Annotated in this window: 15 protein-coding genes; 7 read left to right on the plus strand and 8 right to left on the minus strand. The window is 65.4% G+C overall.

Annotated features, from left to right (window positions below; translation table 11 throughout):
* The first annotated feature begins 113 nt into the window (after positions 1 to 113).
* Positions 114 to 1,142, plus strand: a complete 1,029-nt coding sequence (locus ARC39_RS19420; protein ID WP_068116678.1) for a Hint domain-containing protein — start codon at positions 114 to 116, stop codon at positions 1,140 to 1,142.
* 67 nt (positions 1,143 to 1,209) lie between these two features.
* Here ARC39_RS19420 and prfB read toward each other — a convergent pair whose 3' ends face one another.
* The 4 genes from prfB to ARC39_RS19440 form a co-directional block, all read right to left on the minus strand.
* Positions 1,210 to 2,334 carry a peptide chain release factor 2 gene (prfB, locus tag ARC39_RS19425; protein WP_068116680.1) on the minus strand — a complete coding sequence of 375 codons (1,125 nt, stop codon included), beginning with the start codon at positions 2,332 to 2,334 and terminating at the stop codon, positions 1,210 to 1,212.
* Between the two features lie 80 nt (positions 2,335 to 2,414).
* On the minus strand, positions 2,415 to 4,937 hold the full coding sequence (locus ARC39_RS19430) for a penicillin-binding protein 1A (protein WP_068116682.1): 2,523 nt from the start codon (positions 4,935 to 4,937) through the stop codon (positions 2,415 to 2,417).
* Positions 4,938 to 5,146: 209 nt separating this feature from the next.
* Positions 5,147 to 6,370, minus strand: coding sequence for an N-acetylmuramoyl-L-alanine amidase (locus ARC39_RS19435; RefSeq protein ID WP_068116684.1), 1,224 nt, complete (start codon positions 6,368 to 6,370; stop codon positions 5,147 to 5,149).
* Between the two features lie 97 nt (positions 6,371 to 6,467).
* Entirely contained in the window at positions 6,468 to 7,607 is a 1,140-nt protein-coding gene (locus tag ARC39_RS19440) for a pyridoxal phosphate-dependent aminotransferase (RefSeq protein ID WP_068116688.1), read from the minus strand.
* 77 nt (positions 7,608 to 7,684) lie between these two features.
* On the opposite strand from ARC39_RS19440, the gene ARC39_RS19445 reads away from it, so the two are divergent.
* The 4 genes from ARC39_RS19445 (at position 7,685) to ARC39_RS19460 (ending at position 11,559) form a co-directional block, all read left to right on the plus strand.
* Positions 7,685 to 9,028, plus strand: coding sequence for a M48 family metalloprotease (locus tag ARC39_RS19445; RefSeq protein ID WP_068116751.1), 1,344 nt, complete (start codon positions 7,685 to 7,687; stop codon positions 9,026 to 9,028).
* A complete protein-coding gene (locus ARC39_RS19450; protein ID WP_068116689.1) occupies positions 9,025 to 9,774 on the plus strand; it encodes a DsbA family protein in 750 nt (249 codons plus the stop codon). Before ARC39_RS19445 ends, ARC39_RS19450 begins: the two co-directional genes overlap by 4 nt.
* Before the next feature lie 101 nt (positions 9,775 to 9,875).
* Positions 9,876 to 10,331, plus strand: a complete 456-nt coding sequence (locus tag ARC39_RS19455) for a hypothetical protein (protein ID WP_149866490.1) — start codon at positions 9,876 to 9,878, stop codon at positions 10,329 to 10,331.
* The gene (locus tag ARC39_RS19460) at positions 10,324 to 11,559 is read left to right on the plus strand and encodes an HlyD family secretion protein (protein ID WP_068116691.1); all 1,236 of its coding nucleotides are present in this window, start codon (positions 10,324 to 10,326) and stop codon (positions 11,557 to 11,559) included. Before ARC39_RS19455 ends, ARC39_RS19460 begins: the two co-directional genes overlap by 8 nt.
* Before the next feature lie 151 nt (positions 11,560 to 11,710).
* On the opposite strand, the gene ispG is transcribed toward ARC39_RS19460, so the two are convergent.
* From ispG to ARC39_RS19480, 4 genes are all read right to left on the minus strand, one after another.
* Positions 11,711 to 12,838 (minus strand): flavodoxin-dependent (E)-4-hydroxy-3-methylbut-2-enyl-diphosphate synthase, encoded by a 1,128-nt coding sequence (ispG, locus tag ARC39_RS19465; RefSeq protein ID WP_068116692.1) that lies wholly within the window; start codon positions 12,836 to 12,838, stop codon positions 11,711 to 11,713.
* Between the two features lie 81 nt (positions 12,839 to 12,919).
* The gene (locus ARC39_RS19470; protein ID WP_068116694.1) at positions 12,920 to 14,239 is read right to left on the minus strand and encodes a helix-turn-helix domain-containing protein; all 1,320 of its coding nucleotides are present in this window, start codon (positions 14,237 to 14,239) and stop codon (positions 12,920 to 12,922) included.
* Between the two features lie 114 nt (positions 14,240 to 14,353).
* The gene (hemA, locus tag ARC39_RS19475; RefSeq protein WP_068116696.1) at positions 14,354 to 15,589 is read right to left on the minus strand and encodes a 5-aminolevulinate synthase; all 1,236 of its coding nucleotides are present in this window, start codon (positions 15,587 to 15,589) and stop codon (positions 14,354 to 14,356) included.
* Positions 15,590 to 15,712: 123 nt separating this feature from the next.
* A complete protein-coding gene (locus ARC39_RS19480; protein WP_068116698.1) occupies positions 15,713 to 16,291 on the minus strand; it encodes a hypothetical protein in 579 nt (192 codons plus the stop codon).
* A gap of 130 nt (positions 16,292 to 16,421) precedes the next feature.
* Here ARC39_RS19480 and ARC39_RS19485 point away from each other — a divergent pair, with 130 nt between their 5' ends.
* Both ARC39_RS19485 and ARC39_RS19490 read left to right on the plus strand, forming a co-directional pair.
* The gene (locus ARC39_RS19485) at positions 16,422 to 17,810 is read left to right on the plus strand and encodes a dipeptidase (protein ID WP_068116700.1); all 1,389 of its coding nucleotides are present in this window, start codon (positions 16,422 to 16,424) and stop codon (positions 17,808 to 17,810) included.
* A gap of 193 nt (positions 17,811 to 18,003) precedes the next feature.
* The gene (locus ARC39_RS19490) at positions 18,004 to 18,498 is read left to right on the plus strand and encodes a hypothetical protein (protein WP_068116702.1); all 495 of its coding nucleotides are present in this window, start codon (positions 18,004 to 18,006) and stop codon (positions 18,496 to 18,498) included.
* The last annotated feature ends 243 nt before the right edge of the window (positions 18,499 to 18,741 follow it).

The following is an 18,741-nucleotide window of genomic DNA, read 5'->3' on the forward strand; positions in this document are numbered from 1 at the left end:
TTTTCCGGCGTAAAGGCCGCATTCCTGCCAACTTGCGGGTTGATTAACGCGAACGTAAGGCCGGCGTCGGAACACTCGTCATCGGATTTGCGGCGCATCTGTCTGGACGGTTCATGGATCACGATCTCCCATTCCTCACGCTGGCATCAATGAGCACCTCGGCGTCGTCGGGATTCAACGGCTCGCCGGGCGGATGGCATCTCTACGGTGCAACGATCACCATCGAGGACGACGCACGCCTCACCGCGCTGACCGTCAACGACACGGATTCCACCTTCGACGACGATGACAGCGACGGGTCCCAGACCCTCGGCGCGGACATCACCATCGACGGCACCACCTACCCCGCCGGCACGGTGGTGGAAAACGAATATGCCGCGATCATCGGCGATTGGGGCGGCCCCCAATACCGGATTCTGGCGGTTTCCGTCGCTGGCGACGCATCCAACATCATCGGTTTCGTCTTTCCCGACGGTCTTCCACCAACGGGCACCTACAACTTTCTTTTCCAGCAGGACGGACAGTCGGACCCCTACGACGGTTTCCCACCGGTGTGCTTCACCCCGGGAACGATGATCCTGACGCCCGACGGCGAGCGCCGTGTCGAAACGCTGAAATCCGGCGACCTCGTGGTAACGCAAGATCACGGCATCCGGCCGATCCGCATCGTTGCCCACCGACGCATCGATTTTCGCGACGGCGATACCCGGTTCAAGCCGATCCAGATCCGGGCAGGCGCGCTTGGGAATGGGTTGCCGACCACGGACCTCGTCGTTTCGCCGCATCACCGCATGCTCATGCGGAACCCGCAGGGACACGACACGCTCGTCGCGGCCAAGTCGCTTGTCGGGCGCCCGGGCATACGCGTGATGCGCGGCAAGAAGTGCGTCCACTACCTGCACCTCATCTTCGATGCCCATGAAATCGTCTTCTCCAACGGCACGCCGTCAGAGAGCCTCCTGCCCGGCCCGCAAGCCCTGCGCAGCGTGCCACCGGAGGTTCGGAACGAACTGCTGACGATATTTCCCCAGTTGAAAGGCGCGCACGTTCGTGCGGAGCACCTGAGCGATTACGCGCTCCTGCGCGTCTCCCACGCGCGCCGGATCGCGCATCTTCTCGAAGCCCCGGCCGTGCGCCGCTGAGGGCCGCCCTTGCAGGCAGTTTCGGTGAAGCCACGGGCGCGCGTTCAACCCCGCGCCGCGACCGCCGTCAGTCGTCGGCTTGCGCCTCGCTGCGGCTTTTGCCGGCCACGTCCATCGCCAGAGTCGCGGCCATGAACCCGTCCAGATCGCCGTCGAGCACACCCGATGTATCCGAGGTTTCGTGGTTCGTCCGCAGGTCCTTCACCATCTGGTACGGCTGGAGAACGTAGGACCGGATCTGGTTGCCCCAGCCGGCCGATCCCTTGGCCGCGTGGGCCTCGTTGATCGCCTCGTTCCGTTTGTCCAACTCCATCTGGTAAAGCCGCGACTGCAACGCCTTCATGGCGATATCGCGGTTCTGGTGCTGCGACTTCTCCGAGGACGTCACGACGATGCCCGTCGGCATGTGGGTGATCCGCACGGCCGAGTCGGTCGTGTTGACGTGCTGCCCGCCCGCGCCCGAGGAACGATAGGTGTCGATGCGGATCTCGGCGGGGTTGATGTCGATCTCGATATTGTCGTCCACCACCGGGTAAACCCAGACAGATGCAAAGGACGTTTCCCGCGTGCCCTTGCCGAACGGCGAAATCCGCACCAGCCGATGCACGCCGCTCTCGGACTTCAGCCAGCCATAGGCGTTGTGGCCGGAAATCTTGTAGGCGACGGATTTGATCCCGGCCTCGGTGCCGGCCTCCTCCGATTGCAACTCCACCTTGAAGCCGCGCTTCTCTGCCCACCGGACGTACATCCGCTGCAGCATCTGCGCCCAGTCGCAGGCCTCGGTGCCACCGGCACCCGCGTTGATCTCCAGGAAGGTGTCGTTGGCGTCCGCCTCACCGTCAAGCAGCGCCTCCAGCTCCTTCTCCGCCGCCTTTTCGGCCAGTGCCTTGAGCGCGGCCTCGGCTTCGGCGACGACCTCCTCGTCCTCTTCCATCTCGCCGAGTTCGATCAGTTCGACATTGTCGTTCAGATCCTGCTCGATACCTTTGTAGGTGGCGATGGAATCCACCAGCATCTGGCGCTCGCGCATGAGTTTCTGCGCGCCCGCCGGATCGTCCCACAGCGTCGGATCCTCGACGCGCGCGTTGAACTCCTCCAGCCGGTGATCGGCGGTCTCCAGGTCCATCCGCTGTCCCAGAAGGGCGAGGGATTTCCGGATCGCTTCAACGGTGTTCTGGGTTTCGGCGCGCATCGCATCCTCCTGTCAGATGCGCCTCATAGCGTGGCGCCGGTGCGGGAGCAAGCGACCGCCCCTGCCTCATGCCGCCTGCGTCAGTAGAGCCCGCCCGAACTCAACGAGCCGAAGCTTGCCTTGGGGCCGATCTGAACCTGCTTTCCGGTGGAGGTGGTCACCGTGCGGGACTGGCTGTCGTCGTCGAACTCGCCGCGCGAGAACATCGGCACGTTCGAGCCCATCACGAAACCGCCATCCACAAAGGCCAGGTTGCCGAAGAACGGATCTTCGCCCTCGCGGAAGTACTCGGCAACCACGTGATCGCCGCCCGCGTTGTCCGGCAACCGGGAACCGCTGTAGCGGTCGATCTTCACGAAATAGCCGCCCGGCGGCACGTCGAACGGGCCGCCCCCGTATTTGGCGATTGCCTCCCGCATGAATCGGGAGAACACGGGCCCGCACATGCCGCCGCCCGATGCGCCCCGGCCCAGCGGGCGCGGCTGGTCGTAGCCGATGTAGCAACCGGCCGCGATGTTGGAGGTGAAGCCGATGAACCACACGTCCTTGGCGTCGTTCGTCGTGCCGGTCTTGCCGGCAACGGGCACACCGAGATTGGCCCCGCCGACCGTGCCGGCCGCCGTGCCGCGTTCCACCACGCCCTGCATCATCGAACGAAGCTGGTAAGCGGTGATCGCATCGATCGCCTGCCGGCGGTTGGAGACGATCCGCGGCGCCGCGCCGGGTTGCAACGACGCGACCTGGCAATCGGGGCACAGGCGCTGGTCGTGGCGATAGACGGTGGCGCCCCAGCGGTCCTGAACCCGGTCCACCAGGGTCGGCTCCACCCGCTCGCCGCCATTGGCAAACATCGAATAGGCCGACACCATCTTGTAGAGCGTCGTCTCCTGGCTGCCGAGCGCGTTGGCCAGGTAGGGCGAGAGCTCGTCGTAAACTCCGAAATCCTCGGCATAACGCGCCACCGTCGTCATGCCGATCTCCTGCGCCAGCCGGATCGTCATGAGGTTCCGGCTGCGCTCGATCCCGGTGCGCAGGGGCGTGGGGCCATAGAACTTGTTGGAGGCGTTTTTCGGCCGCCACACGCCGTCGGGCGTGTTGATCTCGATCGGGGCGTCCACGACGATCGTTGCCGGCGTGTAGCCCGAATCCAGCGCGGCCGCGTAGACGAAGGGCTTGAACGCCGAACCGGGTTGGCGCGTCGCCTGCGTTGCGCGGTTGAAGACCGAGGACTGGTACGAGAACCCGCCCTGCATCGCCAGCACACGCCCCGTGTGCACGTCCATCGCCACGAAGGCGCCCTGCACCTGCGGTACCTGCCGCAGGGACCAGCGCAGGAACGCGCCGTCCTTTGTCATCTGGCGCACATGCACGACATCGCCACGCTCGAAGTTGGCGGCGAAATCGCCCTTGATCCACTTGATGTCCTCGCGTGGCACCTCAATGGTGCCCTCGACGCCCTCCGCCCCGAGCGTCATCGCCTGATCGCCGATGCCAAGCACCACGGCCGGATACCAGTAGCCATCCAGGTCGATGTCACGTGCAACTTCCACCTCGGCGAGCGCCGCCCGCCACGCGGCTTCGGTCTCAAGCGAGTCCACCGGGACTTGTGTCTTGCTCTTCGTCCAGAGCCCCCGCCCGCGGTCATAGTCCTCAAGCGCCCGGCGCAACGACTTGGCCGCCGCGACCTGCAACTCCGCATCGACCGTCGCGCGGATCGTGAGGCCGCCGCCGAAGAACTCATCCTTTCCGAAATCCGTGGAAAGCTGCCGGCGAATCTCGTCCGTGAAATAGTCGCGCGGCGGCAGGTTGCGACGGAACGACGGAAAATCGCCATTCTGGACAGTGCGCAGCGGCTGTTCGCGCTCGGCCTCGTAGGTCGCGCGGTCGAGATAGCCGTTCTCGTACATCTCCTTCAGCACGAAGTCGCGACGCTGCGTTGCCACGTCCTTCTGGAAGACCGGGTGATAGTTCGACGGCGCCTTCGGCAGCGCGGCCAGATAGGCCGCCTCGTGCGGCTCCAACTCCACGAGCGCCTTGTTGAAATAGCTCTGCGCGGCCGCCGCGACGCCGAAGGAATTCGCGCCAAGAAAGATCTCGTTGAGATACAGTTCAAGGATGCGCTCCTTGTCGAGCGCCTGTTCGACCCGCGCCGCCAGCAGGATCTCCTTCATCTTCCGCTCCACCGAGCGGTCCGAGGACAGCAGGAAGTTCTTCATCACCTGTTGCGTGATGGTCGAGGCGCCGCGCAGGCGCGCGCCCTGCGTCGCATCGAAGACCGCCTTGGCGATACCGGCAGGATCGTAGCCCTTGTGCTCGTAGAAGTTCTTGTCCTCGGCCGAGATGAAAGCGTGCTTGACCAGATCGGGGATGTCCTCGGCCGGCACGAACAGCCGCCGCTCCACCGCGAATTCGTCGATGATGCCGCCCTCGCCGGAATAGACACGGCTGATCGTCTTCGGGGTATAGCTGGCCAGTTCCTCATGGTCCGGCAGGTCGCGACCGTACATCCAGATCACGCCACCACCGATCAGCGCGACGAAAAGCACGCCCGTAACGATCAAGGTGAATAGGCCGCCCAATAGGCTGAAGAAGGCGCGCAACATGAATGTGTCCTGTCTGTATCTGGCGGCGGTTATACGCAACGTGTTCGGGCGGGTCAAAACGCAACGGCGGCGGATAGCCCAGCCAAGGCGGCTGGCGCAATCACGTATCCGTGGGGTCGTCACATTCGGTTCGACGCGGCACGGCGCATGATCCTTGGAATGCCCGCTGCAAATCTCTTACCAACAGATCTGCCCGCACAGCCTCCGGCTTACTGGCGCCGGAGCCCTGCACGGGCACGATCCTCCTCGGCCCAGGCGGACACGGCTGAAACGATGGCCGAGGCGGCCTTTGCCCGCCACGCGCCGTCTTGCAGCTTCTCCAGCTCCCCCGGGCTCGACATGAAGCCCAGTTCGATAAGAACGGACGGTATATCCGGCGCCTTCAGAACGGAAAACCCCGCGAAGTCGCGCGGCCGCTTGTGCAGCCGCACCCCGGCATCCCGGAACCCGTCCACCAACGCGTCGGCCAGCGCGTCGGTGCGGGGGACGGTCTCGATCCGCGCCATGGACATGAGCACGCGTGCAATCTCGTCGTCCTGCTCGGTCAGGTCGACGCCAGCAAGCAGGTCGTCGCGGTTATGCCGTTCCGCGAGCTTCGCGGAGGCGCGCGACGAGGCTTCCTCGGCCAGGGTATAGACCTGTGCGCCGCTCGCGATCCCCTCGAGCACGGCATCGGCATGCAGGGACAGAAAAATATCGGCATTTGCGCGCCGCGCCACGTCGATACGCGCCTCCAGCGAGACGAAGGCATCCGAGTCGCGGGTCATCGCGACGTTGTACTTTCCCGTGCGCCTGAGGGCCTCGCGCAACTCGCGCGCGAACGTCAGCACGAGGTCAGCTTCGTGGACACCATCGCGCACCGCTCCCGGGTCGATCCCGCCGTGCCCGGGATCGAGAACCACCGTCAGCTTCCCGTCGTCCGCCTCGTTTGGCCGGCGCGCCGGGCGGCTCTCCGACCCTTTGCGCGGGAAGGCGCGGCTGGAACTGCCACCTGACCGCGCCGCGAAGGTTGTCGGGTCGGTCTCGCGAAGCATCACGTCGATCCGGGCGCTTCCATCGCTGTCGTCGACCTGCATTCCAGCAGTATCCACCGCGAAGGGTCCGGTCAGGTCGATGACAAGTCGCGACCATCCGGCCTGGATTGCGCCGTGGCGAACGGCGTCCACGGCGGCGCTGTAGCCGAGCCCGCCGGGCCGCAGCGGGTCGAAATCCACTTCCCGGAAGTCCATCACCAGTCGCGGCGGATCGGCGAGCGTTTGCACGCGGTAAGGAACCGGCTGGCTGATCGTCAGCGTCAGGTCGAACCCGTCGGGCCGGTCCTCGATCTGCGAGCGCTCCGTGTCCAGACGGGCGAGCGCAAAGAGACCCTGCGCTCCGGACGGAGTGCCGAACGCGAGCATCGCCGCGACGAGCAACGCGAAAAACCTGATCATGAGACTGCCCGGAATCGATCCGTTTCCTTTTGCCGCCACCATAGTGGGGCCGGGAGATCGGGGCAAACCGAACCCGCCAGCGCGAGGCGCGATTTCGTCAGCGTTTGTTCATGAAGTCGCGGAGCCTCTCCAGCCCCTCGGAAATATCCGCGGTCGCCCGCGCGTAGGAGAAGCGCAACGTCCCCTGCCCGCGCCGCGGGTCGAAATCCAGCCCCGGTGTCACGGCAACGCCGGCGCGGTCGAGGATCTCCCGGCTGAAGGCAAGGCTGTCGTCCGTCAGGTCGGAGACATCGGCATAGACGTAGAAGGCCCCGTCCGGGGGCGCGATACGGTCGAACCCCGCCTTCGGCAGCCCCTCCATCATCAGCCGCCGGTTTTCCCGGTAGACGGCGAGGTTGTCCTGCAACTCCGCCTCGCAGTCCATCGCCGCCAGCGCCGCCACCTGGCTCGCGTTGGGGGCGCAGATGAACATGTTCTGCATCAGTCTTTCGTACACGCGCACGTCGGATTCCGGCACCACCATCCAGCCGACGCGCCAGCCCGTCATGGAGAAATACTTGGAGAACGAGTTGATCACGCAGACGTCGTCGCTGATTTCCAGCGCGGTGATCGCCCGCCCCTCGTACTGGATACCGTGGTAGATTTCGTCGGAGACGAAAGCGGCGCCGATCTCTGCGGCACGCTCCACCAGCGCCGCGAGCGCCTCGCGGTTCAGCATCGTGCCCGACGGATTCGCCGGCGAGGCCACGATGAGCCCCGCCAGATCGTCGGGGACATCCGCCGGAACCGGTTGCAGCCGGTGCGCTGGCGCCGTCTGTATCCCCACTGGTTCAAGGCTCAGCGCGCGGAGGATCTGGCGGTAGGAGGGGTACCCTGGCTCCCCCAGCCCCACGCGGTCGCCGGCATCGAAAAGCGCGCTGAAGGCCAGCAGGAAGGCGCCCGAGGAACCGGGTGTCACGATCACGCGGTCGGGGTTCAGGTCCAGCCCGTACCACGCGCCGTAGAGCCGCGCGATCCGCTGGCGCAGCGCCGGCAGGCCAAGCGCCACGGTGTAGCCGAGCGCGTCCTGCTCCATCGCCCGCGCCAAAGCCGCGCGCGCGCCGACGGGCGCCGGTGTTCCCGGCTGGCCCACCTCCATATGGATCACATGGCGTCCCGCGGCCTCAGCCTGCCGCGCGGCCTCCATCACGTCCATCACGATGAAGGGATCGACCATTCCGCGCCTTGATGCCCGCATCGCTTTCTCCTTTACTGCCCGCAATCTGCCCTGCGGGGCATAGCCCAGGGGGGACAGGCGCTTCAATGGCAGGCTGGATGGCAGGACGCCTCATGGCGCTGACGCTCGCGCTGGCGCTCGTTCTCGGCGCCCCCGGCACGTCGCGGGCTCAAACCATCCTGCGCGATGCGGAGCTGGAACGCTCGCTGCGCGAACTCGCACGCCCGATCATCGTCGCCGCCGGCCTCTCCCCGGCACAGGTCAAGATCCTCGTGCTGGACGACAGCAGCCTGAACGCCTTCGTGCTGAACTCGCAGACGATCATGATCCACTCCGGTCTGATGCTGAAAATGACCCGCCCGGAGATGCTGCAGGGCGTCATCGCCCACGAGGTCGCCCATATCGCGAATGGGCACCTGACCCGGCGCCCCGAAAATGCCCGCAACGCCCGCAACGCGGCAATGATCGGCCTGGCGCTCTCCGCCGCCCTGGCCACCCAGAGCCCGAGCGCGGCGGCCGGCGTCGCGATCGGCACCCAAAGCTCCGCGCAGCGCGTCTTCCTGAGCCATACCCGCGCCGAGGAAGCCTCCGCCGATCAATCCGGCCTGCGATACCTCTCCCGCGCCGGGATCGACCCGTCGGGCTTCGTCGAGGTGCTGGAGATCTTCAGCGGCCAGGAGGCGCTCTCCGCCGGGCGGCAGGACCCCTACGTGCTCAGCCACCCGCTCTCGCGCGACCGGCTGCGCGCCGCCCGGGGCTATGCCGCCGCCTACGGCAAGGGGATCTCGGGCACCGATGCGGCGTCCGCCTACTGGTATGGCCGCGCCCATGCGAAGCTCTCCGCCTACCTCCGCAATCCCGGCTGGACCCTGCGCCGGATCAAGAAAGGCGACACCTCCGATGCGGCACTTGTCGCGCGCGCGGTCGCCAACCATCAGGCGCGCAAGACCGGACCGGCGCTGGCCGCCGCCGACCAGCTCATCGCGAAACGTCCCGACGACGCCTACGCGCACGAGCTCAAAGGGTGGATCCTGCTCGAATCGCGGCAATTCGGCGCCGCCACGTCGGCCTACGCCCGCGCCGTGGAACTGGCCCCTAGCCAGCCGCTGATCCTCGCCGGTTACGGCCGCGCCCTGCTGGCGCAGGATACCGCAGCGTCCAATGCCAAGGCGCTGCAAGTTCTGGAAAAATCCCGCAGCGTCGATCCCGTGAACCCGTCGATGCTTCGCGATCTGGGTCTCGCCTATGCCCGCATTGGCGAGACTGGCATGGCCTCGGTCGTCACCGCCGAGCGATATGCGCTTTCCGGTCGCTTGAAGGATGCCGCCATACATGCCAAACGCGCCTCGGGGCTGTTGCCCCGCGGTTCCACAGGGTGGCGTCGCGCGCAGGACATCCTGCTTGCCGCCGAAACCCAAGAGAAGAGGAAAACCCGCCGATGAAACCCCTGCCCCTCGCTGCCGCCCTTGCCGGTTTCGCCGTCCTGCCTGCCGCCGCACTCGATCTGTCAGAGCTGACGGACGGCGAGCGCGACGCATTCCGCGCAGAGGTGCGCGCCTATCTTCTGGAAAACCCCGAGGTGCTGATGGAAGCCATCGCCGTGCTCGAGGACCGCCAGAAGCAGGAACAGGCAAGCAACGACGTCGCGCTGGTACAGGCCAATGCCGCGGATCTCTTCGAGAGCGACGGCGACTGGATCGGCGGAAACCCCGACGGCGACGTGACGATTGTCGAATTCGTGGACTACCGCTGCGGCTATTGCCGGAAGGCCTATCCGGAGGTCAGCCAGCTGGTCGCGGACGACGGAAACATCAAGCTGATCCTCAAGGAATTCCCGATCCTCGGCGAGCAATCCACCGCCTCGTCGCGCGTCGCACTGGCAACCCGCAAGGCGCTCGGCGACGATGCCTACGAAGCCGTGCATGACGCGCTGATCAACTTCCGCGGCGAGGTGAACGACCTGTCGATACGTGCGCTCGCCTCCGACCTCGACCTCGACGCCGATGCGATCCTCGCCGCGATGGACGACCCCGCGGTCGATGCCGTGATCGCCGAGAATCACGCACTAGCACAGCGGTTGCAGATTTCCGGCACCCCCACCTTCGTCGTCGGCGACACGCTGTTGCGCGGCTACCTGCCCTACGATGGCATGAAGAACGTGGTGCAAGACGTCCGCGAGGGCAGTTGACCGGAAGACGCTACTCCAAAAGATGCCGCAATTGCTTTGAGTTGCCCCTCGGACGAGGGTAGCTTAGGGACGATCAACGGCACGGGAAAGGGGAGAACGCAGTGGCCAGCGAAACAGGCGGCACCGACGCGGTGCATTACCCGGCATTCATTGTCGAACCCGGATCGGCGGATGTCTTGTTCATTGTCGTCGTGGTTTTCATGCTGTTTCTGATCTTCGTGATCGGCGCGTTCTACTTCCGGCTGCATGCGCTGCCCGAGCAAATGGCGCATACCAAACACCCGGTGCAATATCAGCTCGTTGCGATCCTCGCGCTGATTGCCTTGTTCACTCACAACAATGCCTTCTGGATCGCCGCGCTTCTCGTCGCCGCGATCTCGTTGCCGGATTTCATTACGCCAATACGGTCCATGGCCACGTCCTTGCAGAAGTTGTCGGGATCGGAGGCCCTCGCCGCGCGCCCAACCGCGGATGCGAACCGTGAAAACCGCGCCGCCGTGGGCGATTTCGTAGATCGGGATTCCTGGGAAGGACGGGAGGACGACAAGAATGTTTGAGTTGATGTTCTGCGGGCTCTTCACGGTCCTGCCCGACTATCTCTATCGCCGTTTCGCCCAGGGAAAGCGCTTCGGCCGCGAGCTCACGCTTTTCTCCGTCTGGTATGAACTGCGATACGGTCTCACCGGGTGCCTGATGCTGACGATCACCCTGATCACCATCGTCTTTTACTATCACCCCTCCACCACCGACGCGACGAGCTTCTTCCGCACCGTCTCGATCCTTCCCGAGAAACCCGGGCGGGTAAAAGAAGTGATGGTCGTGAATGGTGAACGTGTGGAAGCCGGCGACGTTCTGTTCGCGCTCGACGACAGCGCACAGCGCGCGGCCGTTCTCACCGCCGAGAGCAAGGTCAAGGAGATCGAAGTCGCCTTCGTGACGGCCGACGCCGAACTCGCCGCAGCCGAAAGCCTGATCAACCAGGCGAAGGCAGCCTTGAACCAGGCGCAGGAAGAATTCGACGTCCGGAACAAGCTCTTGACGGAAGGCAGCCCCGCGACCAGCGAACGCGAGGTCGAGCGGCTCCAGAACGTCGTCGACGAGCGGATCGCGGGATTGGATTCCGCCGAGGCGCAAAAGCAGGCCGTGGAAGCCAAGATCAACGAGCAATTGCCAGCGCAGCTGGCAAGCGCGGAAGCCAGCCTCGCGCAAGCGGAGGTCGAATTGGAAAAAACGGTCGTATCGGCAGCGATCACTGGCGACATTCAGCAATTCGGCCTGCAACCGGGCGATGTCGTCAATCCGTTGCTCCGCCCCGCCGGTGTACTCGTCGCGGCCGAAGTCATGGATGGCGAATTTCAGGCGGGCTTCAAGCAAGTCAACAAGCCCGTCATCAAGGTTGGAATGATCGGCGAGATCACCTGTGCCTCGTTGCCCATGAAGATCGTGCCGATGCAGGTTTCCTATGTGCAGGAATACGTCGCGGCAGGCCAGTTCCGGCCCTCGGACCAGTTGGTCGACATTCAGGACCGCGCCCGCCCGGGCACGATCGCAATTCGCATGTCGCCGCTCTTCGAGGGCGGGACGGATCAGATCCCTCCCGGCTCGAAATGCATCGCCAACCTCTACACGAACAACCACGACGTCCTGCACGGAGACGAGGATCTCTCGGTCGGGCGCTGGCTGTTCCTGCACATGGTGGACACGGTCGGATTGCTGCACGCGCTGATCCTGCGGATCCAGGCGATGCTTCTGCCGGTGCAAACCCTGGTCCTGTCGGGGCACTAGAGCGCTTCGCGGCAATCCAGATTCGCCAATCGCGGCTTCAACTCAAGGGTTTGAACGCGGTTGGCGACAGGCCCCATCTCGCGCCAATGGCGAACGCCCTGGCACCGGCTGGCCAGCATCGTCCGGCCGCACAACCTGAAATGTGGTTTGGCTACTCCGCCGCCTGAACGTCGTCGGCCGCGTCGATCTCGGCGGCCTTCGTCTCCACCTGTTCGACGATGTGGTCGATCATCTGGTCGTTGGACATCTTGTGGCTCTGCCGACCGGCGAGATAGACCATCCCGCTCCCGGCCCCGCCGCCGGTGAAGCCCACGTCGGTCATCAGCGCTTCGCCCGGCCCGTTCACGACGCAGCCGATGATGCTGAGGCTCATCGGTGTCTTGATATGCTCCAGGCGCTTCTCGAGGATCTCCACCGTCTTGATCACGTCGAACCCCTGCCGCGCGCAGGACGGACAGGAGATGATGTTCACCCCCCGATGCCGCAGGCCGAGCGACTTGAGGATCTCGTAGCCCACGCGCACTTCCTCGACCGGGTCGGCCGACAGGCTCACGCGCAGCGTATCGCCGATCCCCATCCACAGCAGGTTGCCCAGCCCGATGGCGGATTTCACCGTGCCGGACATCAGCCCGCCGGCCTCGGTGATCCCGAGATGGATCGGCGCATCCGTCTGCTCGGCCAGCTGCTGATAGGCCGCGGCCGCCATGAACACATCGGAGGCCTTCACCGAGATCTTGAACTCGTGGAAATCGTGGTCCTGCAGGATGCGGATGTGGTCCATGCCGCTCTCGACCATCGCATCCGGGCACGGTTCGCCGTATTTCTCCAGCAGGTGCTTCTCCAGCGACCCGGCATTCACGCCGATGCGGATGGAACAGCCGTGGTCGCGCGCCGCCGCGATCACCTCGCGCACCCGGCTCTCGTCACCGATGTTGCCGGGGTTGATCCGCAGGCAGGCGGCGCCGCTCTCGGCCGCCTCGATGGCGCGTTTGTAGTGGAAATGGATATCCGCCACGATCGGCACCGGGCTCTCGGCGACGATCTCCTTCAGCGCCCGCGCGCTGGCCTCGTCCGGCGCCGACACCCGCACGATGTCCGCCCCGGCGTCGGCAGCCGCCTGCACCTGGGCAACGGTCGCAGCCACATCGGTGGTGATCGTGTTGGTCATCGTCTGCACCGATATCGGCGCGTCGCCGCCAACCTTCACCGGCCCGACCGAGATCTGCCGGCTCTCGCGGCGATAGACATTGCGCCAGGGGCGCACGTGGTTGATCGTCATGACGGACCTCGGATCGTGTTGCCTGCCCCTTATCTAGAGGCCCCGTGTAACGGGAACAACCGGTTCACGCGCGCGGCGGCTCTACCGGCCGTCGCCGTCCGGCGCTTGCGGCTCCCCGTCATCGGCTTCAGGCTCCGCGAAGATCGTCGCCTGCGCGACCTCAACCGCTTTCCGGGCGTCCTCGCCGGACGTCGCATCGGCCATGGCGAAACTGTCCGTCAAGGCGGCGGGGTTCAGGGCGATCTTGTCGACAACCGCCCCCTCCGCGCCCGCCGGCCCGTAGGTCTGGCCGTTGACCGCGAAATAGAGTGCGCCGGCCGCCCCGGTGCGCAGCGTCGGCGGTTCTTCGGTCTGGGGCACGACGAAGGTATCGCCGGGGTTGAGGATCTTCTCCAGCAGGATGGAGCCGTCGCCGGCACGAACCCGGACCCAGGCCGGGCGGACAGCGACAAGCATCACCTCGGGGACGTCTTCCGTCACGCGCGGCGTGGCTGCGCCGTTCTTCGTGCCAACCGACGCAACCGCTGTCGCGACGTCCTCGAAGGCGGCACCGCCGTCGGGCATCGCCGCCAGGAAGGTATGGTCCACCGGCAGCGGTTCGCGGAACGGCATGGGGCTCGCCAGCGCGCCGACCGTCTGCGGGTCCAGCGCCGCGATAGGCCCGTCGCGGGCGACCATCACCGGCACGTCGAGCGCCTGCGGCCGATAAAGGCGATCCAGCGAATCCGGCGCCACCGGCGCCGTTCCCGCGACTTCCGGCTCGCTCTCCTCCTCGGGCCGCTCGACACCGGCGAGCGGATCCACGGCGGCTACCGCGAGCGGGGCCCGGTCGACCGGCGTGACCTGAACGCGTTGCACCTCCTGCAGGACCGACCAGCCGCCATAGCCGACGGCCCCGATCAGCGCCAGCAGCACAAGCGTCGAACCGATGGCGCGCGGCTCGATCTGCGACAGCGGGCTGGCCGCCTTGGGGGCGAAGGACACGCGCGGGTCGGCGAAGGGATCGTACCCTTCCGGCTTGGCCGTGGGGTTCTTGCGGAAAACCGGCTTGTTGGAACTGGGCGGGGTTGCCAGAATATCCTTGGTGGAGGCGGACACGAAATCGGCCTCACGACAGAAGGTCTCGAAGGCCCATTCCGGGTCGAGACCGAGGTAGCGGGAATAGGAGCGGACGTAGCCTGCAACGAAACCGGGTGTCTCGAACGCGGCCGCGTCGGCATTCTCGATGGCTGCGATAAAGGAGGCCTTGATCTTCAATTCGCGTTGCACGTCGAGCAGCGACTTGCCCATGGTCGCACGCTCGCCCCGCATCACATCGCCAAGGCGGAGTTCATAGTCGTCAAAGCCCCGTTGTGGAGCCTGTGCCTCTTCCGCCTTGGGCTGCTCTCGGCGCCCAATCATCTGCCCGTCCCCGTTTGTGCCAAACGTTGTCCCCTGGGGGTAAGTGATTCGTATATCCACCCACCATTGAGATCAGGCTAACACAGGCTTTTCAGTCATGCACATGCAGAAAGGTCAGGCTGTTAACTCTTGGCGGTTCAGTGCGCATTGAGACCACAGGTTGTCCATTGCCCGAACCAGCCCGTCCAGCATCTCCGGGCTGTGCACGGGCGAGGGCGTGAACCGCAGTCTTTCAGTGCCGCGCGGAACCGTCGGGAAGTTGATCGGCTGCACGTAAACGCCGAAATCTTCCAGCAACATGTCCGAAAGTTGCTTGCAATGAACCGGGTCGCCAACGATCACCGGCACGATATGCGAGCCGTGATCGATGATCGGAAGGCCCATCGCCTTCAGCCGGGCTTTCAGAATACGGGCATGGCGTTGTTGCTTGTCCCGCAAGTCCTGATCGGTCTTCAGATGCCGCACGGAGGCCGCAGCCCCGGCCGCCACGGCTGGCGGCAACGACGTCGTGAAGATGAACCCCGGCGCGTAAGATCTTATGGCATCGCACATTTTCGCGCTCGATGCGATGTAGCCGCCCATCACCCCATAGGCCTTGGCAAGGGTGCCGTTGATGATGTCGATCCGCCCCATCAGCCCGTCCCGCTCGGCCACGCCGGCGCCGCGTGGGCCATACATGCCCACGGCGTGAACCTCGTCGATATAGGTCAGGGCGTCGAATTCGTCGGCCAGATCGCAAATCGCCTCGATCGGGCCAAAATCTCCGTCCATCGAATAGATGGATTCGAAAGCGATCAGCTTGGGCGCAGCCGGGTCATCGGCCGCCAGCAGCTCGCGCAGGTGCTCCACGTCATTGTGCCGGAACACCCGCTTGGCGCCGCCGTTGCGGCGAATGCCCTCGATCATCGAGGCATGGTTCAACTCGTCGGAGTAAATGATGAGGCCAGGCAACAGTTTCGGCAGTGTCGAAAGTGTCGCATCGTTGGCAATATAGGCCGACGTGAAGATCAGCGCCGCCTCCTTGCGGTGCAGATCCGCCAGTTCGGCCTCGAGTCGTTTGTGGTAGACGGTCGTGCCGCTGATATTGCGCGTGCCGCCGGAGCCCGCCCCCGTGGCTTCCAGTGCTTCGTGCATTGCCGCAAGGACCACCGGATGCTGCCCCATGCCCAGGTAGTCGTTGCCGCACCAGACGGTGATCTCCGTCTCCGTCCCGTCCGGCCGCCGCCACATCGCATGGGGGAATTGCCCGCGATGCCGCTCGATGTCGATGAAGGTTCGGTAACGCCCCTCTTCGTGAAGCTTGTCGATGGCGCTCTCTACGGCGGCGGTGTAGCGGGCTTTCTGTGTCACCTGGGTTAACCTCGGCTTATTGGCGCGTTTTCCTGTCGGTTGGTTCACACTAAATGCGAACCGCCGCATTGATATGGCGCAAATTGACGCTCATCTATCGTTTTGTGAATATGTTTTGTGCACTCATTGATCGAAAATAGCAATACGGCAGTCGGATGCGCCGCGCTCCGCAGCTGCCGCCTGGCACTTCGCGAGCGCCCGCCCGCCATCGCCACGATCATATCCAAACACGCCCGCCTTGTCGGAAATGGCCAGCGCCTTGGGCGCCTTGAGCTTGCGGTACTCCTTGTTGAAGGCCTGTGTCGCCTGCACCGAAAGGGTGAGGGGTTGCGCCTTGAACCGCTTCGGCGTGATCGTCGCGATAACGACGCAGGCCTTTCCGCTGGTGCGGCGGGCGTTGCAATTGGCAAGTGCCGCCGCCGACGCCGCTTCGACGGAGTGGTAATTCGCCATCGTCGCCATCAGGTTCGAACTCGTCGGTTCGCCGGGCGAGACGGCAATCGCACCGTAATAGGGGATCTGCCCGGCCGCGGCTTTCAGCGCCTTGGCCACGGCGTCGTCCACAAAGTCCAACTGCGCTACCTGAGCGACACCACCCTTGTCACTGAAAAGCATACGTTTTGCGGCCTTGCTATCGACGGCCTGGGCGGTGGCAAGCGGCGCGGCCAGAGTGGCCAGCAGGGCCAGTGCGATGATGCGCATGTCAGGTGTCTCCACTTCGATTGCCGCGCAACCTAGGCAGATGCCGCGCCCTTGTCGACCCGTCCCCGCGCCCACTGGACAGCCCCGCGCCCGGTGATAGGGTCGCGCCGACCGCTTTCAGGAGCCCCCCATGGATGATGCCCGCCTTGCCCCCGTACTCGACCGGATCGACGCCGATCTGCCCGAGGCGCTCGACCGCCTGATGACGCTCCTGCGCATTCCGTCGATCTCCACCGATCCGGCCCACGCGGCCGATTGCGCGGCCGCCGCGGAGTGGTTGGCGGCCGATCTCGCATCGCTCGGGCTCGATGCGGCCAGCCGTCCGACCCCCGGCCACCCGATGGTCGTCGGCCATACCGGCGCGGAATCGGGGCCGCATATCCTGTTCTACGGGCACTATGACGTGCAGCCGGTTGACCCGCTGGACCAATGGAAAACCGCGCCCTTCGAGCCGGAAATCCAGGAGACCGAACACGGCAAAGTGATCCGCGGCCGGGGGGCCTCCGACGACAAGGGACAGTTGATGACCTTTGTCGAGGCATGCCGCGCGTGGAAAGCCGTGCACGGCACCCTGCCCGCCCGAATCTCCTTCTTCTTCGAGGGCGAGGAAGAATCCGGCTCCCCCTCTCTGATCCCCTTCATGCGCGAGAACGCCGAGGAACTGACTGCGGATCTGGCGGTCATCTGCGACACCAGCATGGTCTCGCCCGGCGTGCCCTCGATCGCGTCGCAACTGCGCGGCATGCTGAAGGACGAGTTCACCGTCACCGGCCCGCGCATCGACCTGCATTCCGGCCACTACGGCGGCCCGGGCCTCAACCCGCTCAGGGAGATCGCGCGCATCGTCGCCAGCTTCCACGACGCCGATGGCCGCGTTGCCGTGGAAGGTTTCTACGAAGGCGTCCACGAGGTGCCCGACGAGATCAAGCGGCAGTGGAACAACAGCGGCTTCGACGAGAAAACCTACCTCGAAAGCGTCGGTTACACCCGCCCGCACGGCGAAACCGGCTACTCGACGCTGGAACAGCAATGGGCCCGGCCCACGCTGGAGGTGAACGGGCTCTGGGGCGGCTACATGGGTCCGGGGACGAAAACGGTGATCCCGTCCCAGGCGCATTGCAAGATCACCTGCCGCCTCGTGGGCGACATGGACCCCGACCGCTTGCGCGACAAGATCCGTGCCCATGTGGAGGCGCGGCTCTCGCCCGATGCCACCGTCACCTGGGATGGCAATCTCGACGGCGCGCCGGCCGCCGTGATGAACACCGACCGACCCGAGTTCGACGCCGCCCGCGGCGCGCTCACCGACGAGTGGGAGCGCGAGGCGGTGCTCGTCGGCATGGGCGGGTCGATCCCGATCGCCGGTTTCTTCAAGGACATCCTTGGTATGGACGCGATGCTCATCGGCTTCGCCAACGACGACGACGCGATCCACTCGCCGAACGAGAAATACGACGTGAAGAGCTTTCACAAGGGTATTCGCAGCTGGGCGCGCGTCCTCGCCGCGCTGTCGCGCTGAACGTTCCCGCCGCGCGGCGGACGCCCGTGACGGGGGTCCGCCGCGTCGCCGCTGAAACGCGCCACCGGGGCGTTCCCGTTTCGCGGCGCATTCCACCGCATTCGCGGCGTCCTTCCGCGCGCTTGCAAGAAATTGCCCAACGGGCGACGCAATTTACCGCCATTCTCCTGCCGCATCCGCAAGGGACAGGATCATGGCCGACGGAATCTTCGAACAGCGCCTCTTGAAGCTCCAGCAGGAGGCCACCGCCGCCTCCCCGGCCAAAAAAAGCCCGCCACCCGCCCGCACACCCCGCCAGTCCACTCCCACAGAGCCCTTTCCTGCGATTGCGCAGCCGGAACCGGACAGCGAGGCCAGCCCCGGCAAGGCGGGCGCCGCGCTCCGGTTCGCGCTTGGAGGGCTTTGGCTCTTCGGCACGATCAAACTCGCGCAAAGCCTGCCGGATATTCAGGCCCGCATCGCGGGCGCCCCTGCCCTGGAGGCGCAAGGCGACATGCTCATGATGGCCCTGGTCCTGCTGGTCGCCGCCTCGATGGTCGCCTTCGCATGGAAGATCGGGCGCACCGTGCTTCGCCTCTGGCGGCGCGACGCCGGCTGGGCGGTCTCGCTCGGCGCCATCGCCGGGCTTGTGCTCGGCGTCGGCCCGGCACAGGTCCTGCAGATTGCCCTGTCCGGTTCGGGGTTCTGACACCGCATCTGCACGCGCGACACGCCGCGCAGCGCCGGTCCGCGGGGCGGCGACGAACCATCGGGGCGGCAGCGCTTTGAGCCCGTGTTCCCGAACGACGCCCGAGCGTTACACGCGTGGTTACGTATCGCCGGCCCGTCCAGGCGGACCGGCGATGCGCGGCGGCCTGACGGCCTCGATTCCGCGCATATACGCAATGCATCCGGAAGAAAGGGAAAGTGGCGCGGTTGACGGGGCTCGAAC

This window comes from Tropicimonas marinistellae, assembly GCF_001509585.1.
GTDB classification, from domain to species: domain Bacteria; phylum Pseudomonadota; class Alphaproteobacteria; order Rhodobacterales; family Rhodobacteraceae; genus Tropicimonas; species Tropicimonas marinistellae.

Bases quoted from the DNA above. Each gene is read 5' to 3' on its own strand.
- ispG (WP_068116692.1), bottom strand. From the start codon at position 12,838: ATGACGATCAACCACGTGCGCCCCTGGCGCAATGTCTATCGCCGCGAG.
- ARC39_RS19435 (WP_068116684.1), bottom strand. From the start codon at position 6,370: ATGATCAGGTTTTTCGCGTTGCTCGTCGCGGCGATGCTCGCGTTCGGC.
- ARC39_RS19470 (WP_068116694.1), bottom strand. From the start codon at position 14,239: ATGATTGGGCGCCGAGAGCAGCCCAAGGCGGAAGAGGCACAGGCTCCA.
- ARC39_RS19430 (WP_068116682.1), bottom strand. From the start codon at position 4,937: ATGTTGCGCGCCTTCTTCAGCCTATTGGGCGGCCTATTCACCTTGATC.
- ARC39_RS19480 (WP_068116698.1), bottom strand. From the start codon at position 16,291: ATGCGCATCATCGCACTGGCCCTGCTGGCCACTCTGGCCGCGCCGCTT.
- ARC39_RS19450 (WP_068116689.1), top strand. From the start codon at position 9,025: ATGAAACCCCTGCCCCTCGCTGCCGCCCTTGCCGGTTTCGCCGTCCTG.
- ARC39_RS19440 (WP_068116688.1), bottom strand. From the start codon at position 7,607: ATGCGGGCATCAAGGCGCGGAATGGTCGATCCCTTCATCGTGATGGAC.
- ARC39_RS19460 (WP_068116691.1), top strand. From the start codon at position 10,324: ATGTTTGAGTTGATGTTCTGCGGGCTCTTCACGGTCCTGCCCGACTAT.
- ARC39_RS19490 (WP_068116702.1), top strand. From the start codon at position 18,004: ATGGCCGACGGAATCTTCGAACAGCGCCTCTTGAAGCTCCAGCAGGAG.
- prfB (WP_068116680.1), bottom strand. From the start codon at position 2,334: ATGCGCGCCGAAACCCAGAACACCGTTGAAGCGATCCGGAAATCCCTC.
- ARC39_RS19420 (WP_068116678.1), top strand. From the start codon at position 114: ATGGATCACGATCTCCCATTCCTCACGCTGGCATCAATGAGCACCTCG.
- ARC39_RS19485 (WP_068116700.1), top strand. From the start codon at position 16,422: ATGGATGATGCCCGCCTTGCCCCCGTACTCGACCGGATCGACGCCGAT.
- ARC39_RS19445 (WP_068116751.1), top strand. From the start codon at position 7,685: ATGGCAGGACGCCTCATGGCGCTGACGCTCGCGCTGGCGCTCGTTCTC.